General features: G+C 59.7%; 13 protein-coding genes. 5 read left to right on the top strand and 8 right to left on the bottom strand.

Annotated elements, in window-relative coordinates:
• Positions 1-4 precede the first annotated feature (4 nt).
• Together H585_RS0111595 and H585_RS0111590 are read left to right on the top strand one after the other, a co-directional pair.
• Positions 5-1,741 (top strand): YcaO-like family protein, encoded by a 1,737-nt coding sequence (locus H585_RS0111595; protein WP_027367937.1) that lies wholly within the window; start codon positions 5-7, stop codon positions 1,739-1,741.
• Between the two features lie 257 nt (positions 1,742-1,998).
• Positions 1,999-2,316, top strand: coding sequence for a TusE/DsrC/DsvC family sulfur relay protein (locus H585_RS0111590; RefSeq protein ID WP_005985367.1), 318 nt, complete (start codon positions 1,999-2,001; stop codon positions 2,314-2,316).
• 211 nt (positions 2,317-2,527) lie between these two features.
• On the opposite strand, the gene H585_RS0111585 is transcribed toward H585_RS0111590, so the two are convergent.
• Positions 2,528-5,335, bottom strand: a complete 2,808-nt coding sequence (locus H585_RS0111585; RefSeq protein WP_027367936.1) for a tetratricopeptide repeat protein — start codon at positions 5,333-5,335, stop codon at positions 2,528-2,530.
• A 61-nt stretch (positions 5,336-5,396) separates the two neighbouring features.
• On the opposite strand from H585_RS0111585, the gene H585_RS0111580 reads away from it, so the two are divergent.
• From H585_RS0111580 to dnaA, 3 genes are all read left to right on the top strand, one after another.
• Entirely contained in the window at positions 5,397-5,759 is a 363-nt protein-coding gene (locus H585_RS0111580) for a molybdenum cofactor biosynthesis protein MoaE (RefSeq protein WP_027367935.1), read from the top strand.
• Positions 5,760-6,026: 267 nt separating this feature from the next.
• Positions 6,027-7,133, top strand: coding sequence for a glycosyltransferase (locus H585_RS0111575; protein ID WP_027367934.1), 1,107 nt, complete (start codon positions 6,027-6,029; stop codon positions 7,131-7,133).
• 719 nt (positions 7,134-7,852) lie between these two features.
• Positions 7,853-9,217, top strand: a complete 1,365-nt coding sequence (gene dnaA / locus H585_RS0111565) for a chromosomal replication initiator protein DnaA (RefSeq protein WP_027367932.1) — start codon at positions 7,853-7,855, stop codon at positions 9,215-9,217.
• 331 nt (positions 9,218-9,548) lie between these two features.
• On the opposite strand, the gene H585_RS0111560 is transcribed toward dnaA, so the two are convergent.
• The 7 genes from H585_RS0111560 to H585_RS0111530 all read right to left on the bottom strand — a co-directional run bounded on the left by H585_RS0111560 (position 9,549) and on the right by H585_RS0111530 (position 14,719).
• Entirely contained in the window at positions 9,549-10,298 is a 750-nt protein-coding gene (locus H585_RS0111560; protein WP_027367931.1) for a UPF0280 family protein, read from the bottom strand.
• Between the two features lie 5 nt (positions 10,299-10,303).
• Complete coding sequence (gene thyX / locus H585_RS0111555; RefSeq protein ID WP_027367930.1) at positions 10,304-10,969, bottom strand: FAD-dependent thymidylate synthase; 666 nt, start codon at positions 10,967-10,969, stop codon at positions 10,304-10,306.
• 202 nt (positions 10,970-11,171) lie between these two features.
• Positions 11,172-12,140 carry a Holliday junction branch migration DNA helicase RuvB gene (ruvB, locus tag H585_RS0111550; protein ID WP_005985354.1) on the bottom strand — a complete coding sequence of 323 codons (969 nt, stop codon included), beginning with the start codon at positions 12,138-12,140 and terminating at the stop codon, positions 11,172-11,174.
• A 3-nt stretch (positions 12,141-12,143) separates the two neighbouring features.
• Entirely contained in the window at positions 12,144-12,752 is a 609-nt protein-coding gene (gene ruvA / locus H585_RS0111545) for a Holliday junction branch migration protein RuvA (RefSeq protein WP_027367929.1), read from the bottom strand.
• 7 nt (positions 12,753-12,759) lie between these two features.
• Positions 12,760-13,296, bottom strand: a complete 537-nt coding sequence (gene ruvC / locus H585_RS0111540) for a crossover junction endodeoxyribonuclease RuvC (RefSeq protein ID WP_027367928.1) — start codon at positions 13,294-13,296, stop codon at positions 12,760-12,762.
• Positions 13,297-14,043: a YebC/PmpR family DNA-binding transcriptional regulator gene (locus tag H585_RS0111535; RefSeq protein WP_014258253.1), complete on the bottom strand. Its 747-nt coding sequence runs from the start codon at positions 14,041-14,043 to the stop codon at positions 13,297-13,299.
• A 49-nt stretch (positions 14,044-14,092) separates the two neighbouring features.
• Positions 14,093-14,719 carry an RlmE family RNA methyltransferase gene (locus tag H585_RS0111530; protein WP_027367927.1) on the bottom strand — a complete coding sequence of 209 codons (627 nt, stop codon included), beginning with the start codon at positions 14,717-14,719 and terminating at the stop codon, positions 14,093-14,095.
• Positions 14,720-14,774 lie beyond the last annotated feature (55 nt).

Below are 14,774 nucleotides of genomic sequence, written 5' to 3'. Positions count from 1 at the left end.
GAAAATGACCATACTGAAGGATTGCCTCAAGACCTACACGGCGGACCAGGACAAGGCCGCCCTGCCGGCGGAAACCATCAGCAGGGTGCGCGCCCTGCTCGCGGCCAAGGGGCAGGGAATACTGGCCGAGACCCGGCGCATCGACTCGGGCCGACTGGGCATCCCCGTATTCCTGAGCGTGTGCGGCCCTCGCGCGCGCCAGATCATGCCCACGCGCAAGCAGATGGGCAAAGGAGCCTCGCCCGAGCAGGCCGAAGCTTCGGCGCTTATGGAGCTCATGGAGCGCTACAGCTTCTTCTCCTTCTGGGAGAATGAGTCCAATTTCGAGGAGCTGACCTGGAGCCAGGCCCAGGCTCGCTGGCCCGGACAGGTCCTGCCCCTGGCCGAGATGCTTCATAGCGTGGGCGAGCGCCTGCCCGACTCGGCCGCGCAAGAAGTGCTGGACCTCGTGACCTGGCGCTTCTGCAAAGCCCTGCACGTGCCCACGGGCAGCGAACGCAGGGTGCCCCTGGACTGGTTCAAGCTGCTCAACGAGTTCAACGGCTCCAGCGCGGGCAATACCTTCGAAGAGACCCTCTTCCAAGGCGCTTGCGAGATCGTGGAGCGCCACGTCTCCGCCCTGGTGGATCGCGATCGGCCCGAATTGCCGACCATCGATCCCGAATCCTTCGGCGATGAGGTGCTTGAACAGCTCATGCGCTGCTTCACGGCCAATGGGGTCAAAGTCTGGCTCAAGGATTTCACCCTGGGCATGCCCGTGCCCACGGTGGCCGCCCTGGCCTACGACCCTTCGACCTTCCCCGGCCTGAGCGAAATCGTCTATACCGCCGGCACGGCCTCTACTCCGGCCAAGGCCGCCATTCGCGCCCTGACGGAAGTGGCTCAACTGGCCGGCGACTTCCACACCAGCAGCAATTACGAGGCCTCGGGCTTGTCCAAGTACAAGGACCTGGCGGAAATAGACTGGCTAACGCGCGGTCCAGTGATCCCGGCTTCCACGCTGCCCGACATCGGCCGCGCCAACATCCGCGATGAAATCATGGTCCTGGCCGGAGGGCTGAACGGGCTGGGTTTCCCGCTCTACGGAGTGGAAACCACGAATCCCGAGTTAGGCATTCCGGCCACGTATAATTTCGCTCCCGGCTTTCAGTTCCGCGAGCGCAGCCGACAAGCCGGCCTGGGGTTGTTCGTGGGCCGCAAGCTGGCCGAATGCGCCGATCCCGAGGAAGCCGTGCGCGGATTGCAGGTCCTGGCGCGGATCTATCCCGGAGCCCATTTCATTCCTTTCTTCGAAGGCTTGGCCGCTCTCAATGCCGGTGACGCGTCGCTGGCCTTCCACAAGTTCCAAGTCGCCGAGCCCGTCCAACCCGACGACGAGGACAAGGCCCTGTGCGCCTTTTACGCAGGATATGCCCTGACTCTCCGCCAGCACTGGGATGAGGCTTTGCCGCATCTGGACCGGGCCGTCACCAGGTCCCCCGAGGTCAAAGAATATTTCAATCTGCGCGGAGTTGCCCGATTCAAACAGGCCAAGTATACTGATGCCGCGGCCGACTTTCGGGCCGCGCTCGCTCTCGATAGCGGGTCGGCCATGGATCTGGCCAACTTGGGCTTGTGCCATAAAAACCTGGGTGAAAAAGAGCCAGCAAAAGATTATTTGCGCGAGGCTCTACGACTTGATCCGAGCCTGGATTTCGCCAGGGAGCACTTGGCTGAGCTTGAAGGCAATGGACAACTCTAAAAATGAGTGCAATAGCCTCTGCATAATGTTGACAAACATCCTGCATGGAATTTACAAGCGGCTAATGATCTGGCAACGAGCGATTTTTGAATCTGGTCGCGAGATCACTTCACGGCGGAGAGTCGCCGTGGACTAACGACGAGACGTTCGGCCCGATCGGCAATCCGCCATGATTGCCGAAAAGGCTGGGCTTCGGTTGACCCCAAGTATATGTCAGTGGTAGGAACACCTAACAATTTCTTCTAAGGAGGATGTGCATGGCTAGCGTTGAATTCAAGGGTAAAAGCTTTGAGATCGACGAGGACGGCTTCCTGCAGCGTTTCGAGGACTGGAGCCCCGAGTGGGTCGATTACGTGAAGGAGAGCGAGGGCATCAAGGAACTGAGCGACGAGCACCAGAAGGTCATCGAGTTCCTCCAGGACTACTACAAGAAGAACGGCATTGCCCCCATGGTGCGCATCCTGTCCAAGGTGACCGGCTACAAGCTCAAGCACATCTATGAGCTGTTCCCGTCCGGACCCGGCAAGGGAGCCTGCAAGATGGCCGGCCTGCCCAAGCCCACCGGCTGCGTGTAGACCAGAACTGCACTAGATCGAAAAAGGCGGAGTACCCCTCCGCCTTTTTATTTGCATTCTCCGAGACAGAACCATCCCTGACGCCAGGGACTGACAAACCCCACCAAGTGATTGCCCGGTGGGGTTTTGCTTGTTTATCGAGAACAAAAAGGACCTGCCGCTTGGCTTGGCCGGCCAGCGGATCGGGTTTCCGCCTGTGCTCGCTGCGAAGCTACCGTCTTGATGCGGGCGTTGGCTTATCCTGCTGCTTTCCTCCCGCGCCCCGGCCTTGCGGGCCGCCTGCCGTTTTCCAAGGCTTGCTCGCGGGTTTGACAACGGCCTGAGCCTGCTTCACCGCCTCGACCTGAAGCTTGCGCCTGGCCTTAAACGCGTCGCGCTTCTTGCGCTCGCGGGCCAAACGTTCCTCACGCACCCGCTCGTACTCCTGATCGAAAAACTTGCGTTTGCGCTTCTCGAAGGTCACGGCGGTGCGCAGCGCCGCAAGGCACATGGCCACTATGGACAGCACGAGAATGAGGCCTTTCTGCAAATTCCACTTCTGGGTCAGAATGAGGTTGGAGAGGTATCCAGTGGAATGCTCGGCCAGGTACACGATGAGCGGCATGAGCAGGAGCGCCAACCCAAGGCCGACCAATTGCATCCACAGGAAATTGCGGCCAAGAATGAGCCCGAAGAACGTGCCGTCGCGCAGCAGTCGCAAGGTCACCAAGCGCTTCTGGAGCCTGTCCAGACGCTCCTCCACCTCAAGGGAATAGGCCTGGCCCCGGCGGAAGTTCTCCGCGTTCTTCAGGTACTGGGTATACATCCAGTGCATCTTCTCGGCGCAGTAATTGAAGTCCCTGCTGAAATCGCGCAGCATTTTAGGAAAGGGAAACCAGGACGCCTCGCGCATGATCGTCTTGAGGCGCGCGAAGTATATTTCCACCTTCTTGCTCAGGCGGGAAACCTCGGACTCGATGCGCTTATCGATCTCCTCCTCCAAGGTGTTGCAGCCGGCGGCAAGCTTGCGCACAAACACATAGTTCTCGATTTCGCCATAGCTGCGCAGGCGAGCGAATGACTTCTGCACTTCCTGACTGAATTCGTGGTCCTTGCTGAACCAAGCGGTCATCTTGTTGGAAAGCGCCTCCAACTGCTTCTTGGCCTCCTTATCCAGCTCCTTGGCGTCCTTCCAAAGCTCGCTCATGGTCGCCTGAATTTGGAAACGGCCGCGCTCCAACTCGGGATCAAGTAATATTCGATTGAAATAGTGAGGATTCTTGTCGATGCATTCTTGAAATACGTTCATGGCGTGATCAGTGAAGCCCATCTTGACCATGCACACGCCCTGCCTGTAGCGGGACTCGCCCCAGCCCCTGGAGAGCAGTTCGGCTTCCTTGTAGAGAGCGGTCGCCTTTTCATACTCCCCGAGAATCTCATGCATGCGCCCATGGAGCATGAGGAAATGAACCTTCTGCACGGGAGTGTAGCTCAAGCGCGCGGCTTCCTGAAAATAATAGAGCGCCTGGTTGCCGTCCTGGGCCTCCATGGACACGAACCCGTTGAGCGAACGAGGCTGATAGCTGCGCGGGAAGCGTAATGTGGCCTGCTTGAGTTGCACCTCGGCCTCTTCACGCTTCTGGCCCTGCATGCACTCCATTGCAACCCAAATATACTCGCCCTCTTCAGGGGCAAGTTGATCAAAGGCGTTGAGCCAATCCTTGCTCCGGCTTCTCCAGATCAGGCGCAAAAAACGCAGCTGGAACGGCGCGGTCATCTCGAAGATAGCCGTGGCCAGGACGCGCGCCTTCCCCGTGCCTTCCAGCACCCGGTTCAGACTGGTGGCGGAGCTCTCGGACAAGGCCTCATCCAGCTCCTGGCAAACGGCGCTGTACTGGCTTATGGGAATGGTCGCCAATTCCTCCCAAACTTCAGGCTTCAGGGTCATGAAGCCGTGCGAGGGGCAGTCCGGGGCTTTATGGCTCTTGAGGCCGCAATAGAAGCATTCAGTGTCGCCCGCCAGGAGTTTTCGGGGCAGCTTGATCTGGATGGACTGCTCAGTGCTCCGCTCCTTGGACTCCGAGCCCAAAGTGATATGGCACCAATCCTCCAGCCTGCCCTTGCTCATGGAATAGCCGATCTCGTTCACATCGAAATCGCGGCCGAGAGTGAAGGCGTCGCGGAAGCTCAGGTGGGGGTAATCCGGAGCCAGGCGGTTCCACTCCAGGGCGACCTTCTTGGGCAGATCTTCATTGAAATTCAAACCCTGCTTGGGCACGGCAGCCATGACCATGGGCCAGTAATGGCCCTCGCCCCCGCTCTTGATGTCCCGGATCAAGTAGATGATTTCCCGGCACCAGTTGCGCAGAAGCCGCATGCTGTCGATGGGCAGTATCAGGAAGGAGTCGTTCCAGATGTACTTGAGGCCCAGGCGCTGGATGATGGGCTCCACGCGGCTGTAAAAAAAACGCCAGCCCGTCGAGTACTCCTTGTCCAGCTTCTTACCCAACGGCTTAATGATGAAATACCAACCCAGCTCGGATTCGTAGTTGAAGCTGGGGTCTGTGAACAGGAGCTTCCAGTCCAGAGTGGACATGCCCGCGTGCACGTTTCCAGGTTTGACGCCCAGGCCCGGCACCGAGAGCACGCCCTCCTCAAGCTTGGGATGCACCCAGATCACCGGATCTCCGGGGTTGCTCAGGTACTGGTCCTTGAGGTCGGGCGCGATGGACACGCTATAGGTCATGTCATAGCCCACCAGGAAGGTGGCCGGCATGACCTCGAAGAATATTTGCAGGGGATTGAGCCGCAGCCAAATCTGAAGTCTGGCCAGTGCTCTGTGGGCTTCCTTGCTGAAGAAGAACCATAGGGACTGGTTGCCGTCGGTGGCCAACTGCACGCCGCCGTGGTCCATGAGCGTCTGCACCAGCGGCTTGGAGACATGGCCGGAGTAGACCATCCAGATACCGATGCCCGAAGTGACCATCCTGGATTGAGTAAAGGACGGCATTTGAGCCAGCAGCTTGGATAAACTGTACATCGGGTCTCCTTGACGCTATTTTTAGGGGTCACCCCCTGAAACAGTCGGAGGCAAACAGCATATGGACATCAGCAAAACTATTGCCGAACTGAAGAAAGATCCTTCCTTTGTCGAGAACGTCGGCATGGTTCTCGTTCACAACGGCGTGGTCCGGGCTTGGTCCCGCAAGGATCGTCGGGGAGTATCCTCCATAGCTATCCGCGTGGACCGCGAGCGCCTGGAGCAGTTGCGTCAAGAATACGAACGCAAGCCCGGTATCTTCCGCGTCGTCGTCGAAGCCCACGAAGGCGATCTCAAGCCTGGCGACGATGTCCTGTTCATTGTCGTGGCCGGGGATATCCGCGAGCATGTCAAGCCTGTGCTCTCCGATCTCCTCGACCGCATCAAGGCTGAAGCCGTCAGCAAAAGCGAAGCCATTTCCTAGCCAGGATACCTGGTCCGGCTGGGCAAGCGTCCGCTTCTCTTCTCGGCGATCCGCGGCCAAGGGTTTACATCTCAAGTCCAGGCTTGCCCAGCCTGTTTTTGCTTGCAAGTATCGATCCTGGTTGTTTTTGAACGTGGCGGGTCCATCAAACGATTAACGAGATCGACACATGGCCCTTGCCTTGCTTCCCATTCTGGGGCAACGCTTGGCCACTACTACATTTACACTATCAAAGTAGCTGTCCTCAAGTTGCGACCAGGTTGAGCCATGCGCATCATGCAAGTTGTCAATATCCACCCATACAACGTTGCGGCATGGTATGCGTTGACGCTGAGCCGATTGTTGCAGCAGGCCGGCCATGAAGTCCTGGTCATCGCCCTGCCGGATTCCCCATCCAGCCGCATGGCCCAGAAGATGGGCTTGCGAGTGGAATCCCTGGAGTTGAACACGCTCAATCCGCTTGCCGTGCCTGGCCTTTACTTACGCATGCGCCGTCTGGTTCGCTCGTTCTCGCCGCACATTATCAATTGCCATCGCGGCGAAGCCTTCCTGCTCTGGGGTCTGCTGCGCAAGGAATTCAAAAGCTTCAGATTGGTACGCACCCGGGGCGTGCAAAACCTGCCCCAAGACAATCTTCCCAATAGCATCCTACACCGCCGGGTGGCCGACGCGATTATCGTGACCAATTCTAGCATTGGCGCCCACTTCCGGAATCTGCTGCAAGTGCCCAAGGACAAGCTTTGGGTCATCTGCGGTGGAGTGGACACACAACATTTTCGCTTCGACCCCGAGGGGCGGCGCAGAGTCAGGGCCGAGTTCGGCTACACGGACCAGGACTTCGTCATTGGCCTTATAGGGCGTTTCAAGGAATCCAAAGGCCAAAGGGAGATTATCCGCAGCGTTGCCTCGCTGCGTCACGATTTCGACCTGCACCACATCCGGCTCTTGCTTATCGGCCATTCGGATGCCCTTGACGAAGGCCGGATAAGAGCTTGGATTTCCGGACACGGCATTGAACGGATCACGGCCATAAGCGGTGTGCGGGAGGACATTCCTGCCTGCATCTCGGCGCTTGATGCCGCGGCGATTCCCTCCACGCAGTCCGAAGCCATTGCAAGAACGGCCCTGGAGCTCATGGCCTGCGGGTGTCCCACCGTGGCCAGCGCCATCGGCGCCCTGCCGGATCTGTTTTCAGCCAAGGCCCTGATTCCGGCGGGAGATGTACCCGCTCTGACCGTAACTCTGGCTCGCCTGGCCAAACATGAACACATCCGTCACGGGTTGCGGCAGGATCAGCTTTCTACTGTTTCCCAACTCACGGAAAACGATTTCCTCCTGCAGACCTTGACCGTTTACGAGAGCCTGCTGAGCTGAGGTCTCCCGACCAACAGTCACCTTCGAGACTCCTTTATGATCGCGGGTTGGAGCTCTACCTGGGTATAGAAGCTCTCCAGTCCGTACCGCTCGCGCCAACTCCCCACATGCATACGCAATAACGTGCCTTCAGACCATATTTGTTCGTTCGGGAACAATTTTCTTATTACATATTCTGCCAAATACCCTATCCAATAACGTTGAATGAACACCATGCACGCCTCAATGCCTCGCACTATATTCAATCATCAATGGATTCGGATTTCTCTTTCGGAATAGGCTGACAACCTTGCCAGTGCTGGTCTGACGGCGCGACTTCCAATTCTGGAAGTAGGGTCTTAAAATTTTAACCTTTTATTTCCAATTGTTAGACTAATAACGATGCACTCGGCACAAGTTCATCACCTGTTTGTGACAAACCCGCTTGAGCATGCGTAATCTCATTTTATTTAGAAATTCTTAGTAAAGAGCCAAAAAACCGTCGAGACCATGTTGATAAAATTTTTCACGACTGTGGAAATGTTGCCATTGACAACTCGCCCCGCCTTGTCCAGGAGCGCTTTCCGGCCCATCCTGAAAAGCCCTACTTAACAGGTTTAGAACCATTATAGCAGTATAAACAGAAGGATAAGCTGTAGAGAACCAACCCTGGTCTCACCTGCCCAAACCGCTTTTCCCTTGTTGCGCCTTTTCCCCTGCTCAGAGTAGACGCTGTCTCTATGAACGAGACATGGCAGCAGATCACTCAAATCCTCGAAAAAGAATTGAACCCGAATCAGTTCACCCTTTGGATCAAGCCGCTCCATGCATCGCTGAACAATAACGTCCTGGAGCTTGCCGCGCCCAACGAATTCGTTGCAGCTTGGGTTCGCGACAAGCTTACTACACATATTTCCCAAGCCGCCTTGCAGGTGCTTGGTTCGCCGTCCACAGTCACGGTGCGCAGCACGCCCAAGCCCACGCCCAGCGCTCCGGAAACCGCGACCAAGCCAAGCTCCGCGGAATCGACGGTCACGGTCAAGGCCAAGCACCTCGGCTTGCCTCTGACTACCCCACTTCAGTCCACACAATGCTGTAACTGGCGCCACAGCTTCGATGATTTCGTGGTCGGCCCAAGCAACGACCTGGCCTATGCCGCTGCCCAAGGCGTGGTCCGCAACGACTTTTCGCCAGGGCCTTTGTTCATCAGCTCTGCGGCCGGACTCGGCAAGACGCACCTGATCCAGGCCATTGGACATGCCGCTCAGGACAGGACACGTTCCAAGAGCTTGACCTTGCGCTACCTGACGGCAGAGGAGTTCGCCACCAAGATGCTCATGGCTCTCAACGCCAAGGACATGAGCCGCTTCAAGACTCAGTTTCGCGAGGGCATCGACATCCTGCTTCTGGAGGACATCCATTTCCTCCAGGGCAAGGCCATGTTTCAGGATGAGCTGCTCTCGACCATCAAGGCCTTGCAGGAGCGCGGCAGCCGAGTCGTGTTTACCAGCTCTTTTCTGCCCAAGGAGCTGTCCAACGTGGACACGCACCTGGTTTCCAGATTCTGCTCGGGCTTTTTGACGGTCATCGACATGCCTGATTTCGATATGCGCCGCCGTATCGTGCAGCATAAATCCCGGCAACTCCAGGTCAACGTGCCGGATGACGTGGCCGAATTGCTGGCCGAGAGCATCACCTGCGACATCCGCCAACTCGAAAGCTGTCTGCAGAATCTCGTCCTCAAGGCCAGGCTGCTCAACGAGCGCATCAGTCTGGACATGGCTCGGGATGTTCTCGGCAACTATGCCTCCCAGAATTCGGGCATGGCCCTGGAGCGCATCGTGGAAATGGTCTGCCGCACGTTCATCCTCTCTCCGACGCAGCTCGCGTCCAAGAGCCGCAAGCGCAATATCGTGCTCGCACGCAACACGGCCTTTTTCCTGGCCCGCAAGCATACGCAGCTCTCGCTCAAGGACATCGCGAACCGCTTCAACCGCACGCACTCCACGGTGATCAAGGGCATAACCAGTCTGGAAGTGGAGATATCCAAGAAGACTCCCGCAGGCCGGCAGATTCAGCGCACGCTGGAACAGATGGATCTCTAGAACAGATTGCTTTTAAGACGCCCGCTCCGGCGTTGACGGCGCAAGTGAATTGCGCCTACGCCGAAGCTAGCGGCAAGCCATGCCGACGCATGGCTTGCAGAGCATTTTCAAAAGCAAAATGCTCTAGCCGTCAGAGCCTTGCGCCTCTCCCTTCAAGCATAGGCTGGATGCTTCAGTCCAATTGCTTCCAGCCTGCCCAGACAATCATCTATTTCGAGAATAATCGCGGAATCCGAGGAAATGACTTCCTCTGAAAAGTGAAGTGCGGGAGAAGCGTCGCCTCTCCCGCGCGGATACGCTCAGATACGCTTGATACGCTTGATACGCGTTATTACCCGCCCAAAGCCGCCAGCTCCATCCTGCCCCATACGGCCAGTTTGCCCCCGCATTGGGCGAATACGCCCTGCACGCCAGCCGCCTCCAGCCGCTTGGCGCCATCCACGACCTGTTCCAGATCGCGTGAGGATTTCAGGCGGTTGGACAGGGCCGTGGCCGCCGCATCGGCCAGCGAGCCCGATGGCGAGCGTACGACCACCAGATCGCCATGGCCGAAGCTCAGGGAATGGCCGATACGTCCCGAGGAAGCGCACAGGCTGAGCGGGAATTCCTCCGGCGCGAAACGCAGGCCAACGCTTACGCCGGCCTCCGGGTCGGGCAGCAGCCCCACCAGCCGCTCCCGCGTGGAGCATAAAAAGCAGTCTCCACCGTTCTCCACCAGGATATTCGGCGTCCGGCCCTCAAAGGCCTTGGCCACCAGTTCGGCCATGGTCCCGGCCACCGCGGCCATGGGCCCCACGCCGCAGACCTCGGCGGCCTCGGCCATGCGCCGCACGATCTCGGCCGCGCCGGGCCGCACGGTCACGGGCGCAAGGCTGGTCAGGAACTCGGGTTGTAGGGCGATGTGGGCCTTGAGCTGACCGCGCAGCGTGCGCACCAGGGCCTCCACCTCGCGGCGCAGGTCTTGATCGGCCACGACCCACAGGTCCGTCTCCTCCACCACGACCTGAAAACGCGCCTCACCCTCAACCGAGGCGGGCTCCATGCGGTAGGCGCGGCGCGGGTCGAGGAAGGTCTTGGCCATGGGTGTCAGGAAGCGAGGATGGCTCGGTATTTGACGATGTCGTCCTGGAAGCGTTCGAAGAGGTCAGCGAAAAGCACGGGCAGCCGCTCGTGGAACTCGCCCAGCAGCGGCAGCATGACCTCGCGGATTTGGGGATGGGCCGGCGTGTCGCAGCGCAGCCGGAAAACGTGCCGCCACTCGCGCATGTTGGCGCTCATGACGATCTCGGTCTTGAGGCTGTTGGGCAGGACGCTGCGGGCTTCCTGGGGCTTGGCCCCGGCCTGGATGAGCCCAAGGTAGGCCTGTTCGGCGGCTTCCATGGCTGAGAGCCACGCGGCGTACTCGGTCGAGCCTTCCCGCCAGAAGCAGGGCCGGATGACCGTGATCTCACTGCCGAAGCGGTCCTTGGCGTAATTGGCGTAGCGCGTGGATTCCTGGCTGTAGGAGGCCAGGCGGTGGCGCACCATCTCGTGGGTCACACCCCGGTCGCACACGAAGCGCACCGTGGCCGAGGCGTGCTCGATAACGCTCTCGTGTCCCGAGGCTACGATGCGCGCGATGAACGGCTCGGCCGTCTCGGGCGTCATCTTGTCCTCGGACTTGTAGCAGGTGCGGCCGGCGAGTTCGAGGATGCGCAGGGTTTCGCGGCTGGGGAGATTCAGGATTTCGTAGGACGGCTTGATGATGCGCATGGTGTGTGCCTCCGGCGGCCAGGGAGGGGAAACCCTTTGAAAAGGGTTCTCCCCTCCCTGGACCCACCCCTTCCTAAACTTTTTTTTTCGACGCGGGCTAGGGCAATCCGCGAACGAACTTCGCGGGTCCAGGGGCGCGTCCGCCCCTGGTGGGTGGGGCCTGGGGAGGGCAAAGCCCTTCCCGGTTCTTACGCCCCCTGCGCTAGCCCAAAGTCTTCAAATGCGCATAGGCCTTGGCCGTGGCCACGCGGCCGCGCGAGGTCCTCTTCAGGAAACCGCATTGGATCAGGTACGGCTCGTAAATGTCCTCGATGGTGCGCACCTCTTCGGAGCAAGCCACGGCCAGGGTCTTCAGGCCCACGGGGCCGCCCTGGTAGTGGTTGATGACCACCGAGAGGATCTTGCGGTCCATGTAATCCAGGCCCGAATCGTCCACGTCCATACGGTCCAGGGCCTGGGAGGCCAGTTCCTCGTCTATGATCTGCTTGCCCTGGAATACGGCGAAATCGCGCACTCGGCGCAGCAGGCGGTTGGCGATGCGCGGCGTGCCGCGCGAGCGCCGGCCGATGGTCATGGCGCCTGCATCGCTCACGGCCGTGCCCAGAATGCCCGCAGCGCGCCTGATGATGGTGGCCAACTGTTCGGGCGAGTAGAACTCCAGGCGGAAGATGCAGCCGAAGCGATCGCGCAGCGGCGAAGTCAAAAGGCCGAGGCGCGTGGTCGCGCCTACCAGGGTGAACGGCTCAAGCTCTATCTTGACCGTGCGCGCGCCGGGCCCCTGGCCGATGATCAGGTCGATCTTGAAGTCCTCCATGGCCGGGTACAGGACTTCCTCCACGTTGGCCGGCATGCGATGAATCTCGTCGATGAACAGGAAGTCGTGACGGCCCAGGTTGGTCAGGATAGCCGCCAGGTCGCCGCTGCGCTCCAGCACCGGGCCGGAGGTGGACACGAGGTTCACGCCCATTTCCGAGGCCATGATCTGGGCCAAAGTGGTCTTGCCCAGGCCGGGGTTGCCGTAGAACAGGGTGTGATCTATGGCGCGCCGGCCTTCGCGCGCCGCGGACAGATACACGGATAGATTGGCGCGCAGGTCATCCTGACCCACGAAGTCGTCGAGTGATCTTGGGCGTATTGTCTCTTCGGGCTGAATGGTCGGGGAGCTGGACATTTCTTAGGCGCGCGCCTTGGCTATGGCTTTTAGGGCTTCGCGCAGGAGCTGGGCTACATCCAGGTCCGGCTCGGCCTCGAATAATTTATGCAGAACAGGTCTGGCCTCCTCCTCGCTGTACCCCAGATTGGTCAGACCCGCCAGGGCATCCTGCAGCACGCTGCGCCCGGGCGCGGCCGGTTTGCGACCCACGGCGGGAACATCGGCCGAGGCGAGTTTGTACTTGAGTTCCCAGAGAATTTGCTGCCCGGTCTTCTTGCCGATGCCCGAGACTCGGGTCAACGCCGCGATATCCTCGTGCAGCACGATCTGGCGCAGGTCGTCGGGATGGAACTGGGAGAGAATGGCCAGCCCTTTCTTGGGGCCCAAATTGGGGATGCTCAGCAGCACATGGAACAGCCGGCGCTCTTCGGAAGTTTCGAAGCCGTAGAGATCCTGGCTGTCCTCGCGCACGACCTGCTCGGTATGGAAGCTCACCTCCTGACCTTCGGCCGGCAGTCTGGCCAGCGCCGGCAGGGGCAGGTGCAGCTCGTAGCCCACGCCGCCGGCGGTAAGCACGAGGCAGGATTTTTCGGTCTGCTCCAGAAGTGTGCCGCGGATGTAGCCGATCATGTCTGGCCTACTGGGCGAGCCCGGCCTGTCTGGTCAGCCGGGTCAGCCGTCGCTGGTTGAGGTGGCAGATGGCCACGGCCAAGGCATCGGTGGCGTCCAGGCCCAGCTTGAGGTCATCGAGCCGCACGTTCAACATGCGCCCGACCATGAAAGCCACCTGACCCTTTTCCGCCCTTCCGCCGCCCACCAGACTTTTCTTGACCAGGCTGGGCTCGTAGGAACTGACGGGCAGGCCCAGGTGTGCGCAGGCCGCGATGGCCGCGCCGCGAGCCTGACCCAGCTTGAGGGCGGACATGATGTTCTGCGAGACGAACACGTTCTCCACCGCGGCCTCGGCGGGCCGGTGCTCGTGGATGAGCTTGGCCAGCTCCGTAAAGATGCGGCCCAGGCGGACGCACAGATCGGTCTTGGCGTCGGTGGCCACCACGCCGGCGGCCACCAATGACAGCTTGCCCGAGGCCTCGCGCACCATGCCCCAGCCCGTACGCCTGGAGCCAGGGTCCAGGCCGAGCACGGTGATACTTCCCGAGTCCGTTTCGCCCATCTACCCTTCCAGTTCGGCCATCAGCTCATCGGGGAAATCGGCATTGGTATAGACGTTCTGCACGTCGTCGTTCTCTTCCAGCATCTCCGTGACCTTGAGCACCTTGCGGGCCGCTTCCACGTCCAGCGGCACCGTGGTCGAGGGGATCATGGACAGCTCGGCGCTCTCGTACTTCATGCCCGCGTTGTCGAAGGCCTGCTTGACGGTGTAGAAGTCCTCCACCGCCGTGCGCACCTCGTAGTAGTCGTCGTCGTCCACCACATCTTCGACCCCGGCCTCCAGGCCGACTTCCATGATCTTATCCTCGCCCAAAGCCTTGGGGAAGACGAGCACGCCCTTCTTGCTGAAGATCCAGCCCACGCTGCCCGTCTCGCCCAGGACGCCGCCGTGCCTGGACAGGATGTGGCGCATCTCGGCCACGGTGCGGTTCTTGTTGTCCGTGGCCGCCTCGATCATGATGGCCACGCCGTTCGGGCCATAGCCCTCATAGAGCATCTCGTCGATGACCTCGGCTTGCAACTCGCCCGTGCCTTTCTTGATGGCGGTCTCGATCTTGTCCTTGGGCAGGTTCACTTCGCGCGCCTTGAGCAAAGCCGTACGCAGACGCGGGTTGCCCGTCACGTCGCCGCCGCCGATCTTGGCCGCGAGCATGATCTCCTTGGCCACACGGGTGAAGGCCTTGCCCTTCTTGGCGTCCTGCGCGCCCTTGCGGATCTTGATATTGGCCCATTTACTATGTCCGGACATCTAGGCGTTTCCTCCTGAGTGAAGAGAAAAATTGATTTCCGTGGATATGCTAGACCGGGATCTGGTCCTGTGCCGGCGCTTCCGGCGCTCCCTTGAATCCCAATCCTATGTAGAACGTTTCCTTGCTCTCGCTGCGGCTGGACTGGGGCTTGAAATTCTTTACCGTGACAAACCGCTCACGCAGCATGGCCGCGAACTGCCGCACGTCCGGCCCCTCGAATATCTTGGCCACGAAATTTCCGCCCTTGGCCAGGTACTTATCCGCGACTTCCAGGGCCCGCACGCATAGATCGAAGGAAAAGGCCTGGTCGCGGAAAATAATGCCCGAGGTCTTGGGGGCCATGTCGCTCACGACCACTTCGAAGGGCGCGAGTTCCTCCATGGCGGCCTGCACCTCGGCCGGCGGCTCGAAAACGTCGCCCACAAGGAAGCGCACGTTGTCCGGGAAATCCGTGGCGGTCGATTGAAGGTCCACGCCGAGCACCTTGCCGCCCTGGCCCACGACCTTGGCCGCGAACAAAGTCCAGGAACCGGGCGCAGCGCCCAGATCCAGCACTTTCTGCCCAGGGCGCAGGATGCCGAAGCGCTTGTTGATTTCCTGGAGTTTATATACAGACCGAGCAGGATAGTTGTCCTTCTTGGCCTGCTTGAAATAGTGGTCTTGATACTTCTTCATGGGCGCTGCTAAAGCGTGGATGTTATCGTAAACGACCGTTGGAGCCAACCGTAAT

The sequence above is a fragment of the Desulfocurvibacter africanus subsp. africanus DSM 2603 genome, from assembly GCF_000422545.1.
Taxonomy (GTDB): domain Bacteria; phylum Desulfobacterota; class Desulfovibrionia; order Desulfovibrionales; family Desulfovibrionaceae; genus Desulfocurvibacter; species Desulfocurvibacter africanus.
This window is presented reverse-complemented; position numbering and strand designations above follow the sequence as displayed.

Bases quoted from the DNA above. Each gene is read 5' to 3' on its own strand.
- H585_RS0111595 (WP_027367937.1), top strand. From the start codon at position 5: ATGACCATACTGAAGGATTGCCTCAAGACCTACACGGCGGACCAGGAC.
- H585_RS0111590 (WP_005985367.1), top strand. From the start codon at position 1,999: ATGGCTAGCGTTGAATTCAAGGGTAAAAGCTTTGAGATCGACGAGGAC.
- H585_RS0111585 (WP_027367936.1), bottom strand. From the start codon at position 5,335: ATGTACAGTTTATCCAAGCTGCTGGCTCAAATGCCGTCCTTTACTCAA.
- H585_RS0111580 (WP_027367935.1), top strand. From the start codon at position 5,397: ATGGACATCAGCAAAACTATTGCCGAACTGAAGAAAGATCCTTCCTTT.
- H585_RS0111575 (WP_027367934.1), top strand. From the start codon at position 6,027: ATGCGCATCATGCAAGTTGTCAATATCCACCCATACAACGTTGCGGCA.
- dnaA (WP_027367932.1), top strand. From the start codon at position 7,853: ATGAACGAGACATGGCAGCAGATCACTCAAATCCTCGAAAAAGAATTG.
- H585_RS0111560 (WP_027367931.1), bottom strand. From the start codon at position 10,298: ATGGCCAAGACCTTCCTCGACCCGCGCCGCGCCTACCGCATGGAGCCC.
- thyX (WP_027367930.1), bottom strand. From the start codon at position 10,969: ATGCGCATCATCAAGCCGTCCTACGAAATCCTGAATCTCCCCAGCCGC.
- ruvB (WP_005985354.1), bottom strand. From the start codon at position 12,140: ATGTCCAGCTCCCCGACCATTCAGCCCGAAGAGACAATACGCCCAAGA.
- ruvA (WP_027367929.1), bottom strand. From the start codon at position 12,752: ATGATCGGCTACATCCGCGGCACACTTCTGGAGCAGACCGAAAAATCC.
- ruvC (WP_027367928.1), bottom strand. From the start codon at position 13,296: ATGGGCGAAACGGACTCGGGAAGTATCACCGTGCTCGGCCTGGACCCT.
- H585_RS0111535 (WP_014258253.1), bottom strand. From the start codon at position 14,043: ATGTCCGGACATAGTAAATGGGCCAATATCAAGATCCGCAAGGGCGCG.
- H585_RS0111530 (WP_027367927.1), bottom strand. From the start codon at position 14,719: ATGAAGAAGTATCAAGACCACTATTTCAAGCAGGCCAAGAAGGACAAC.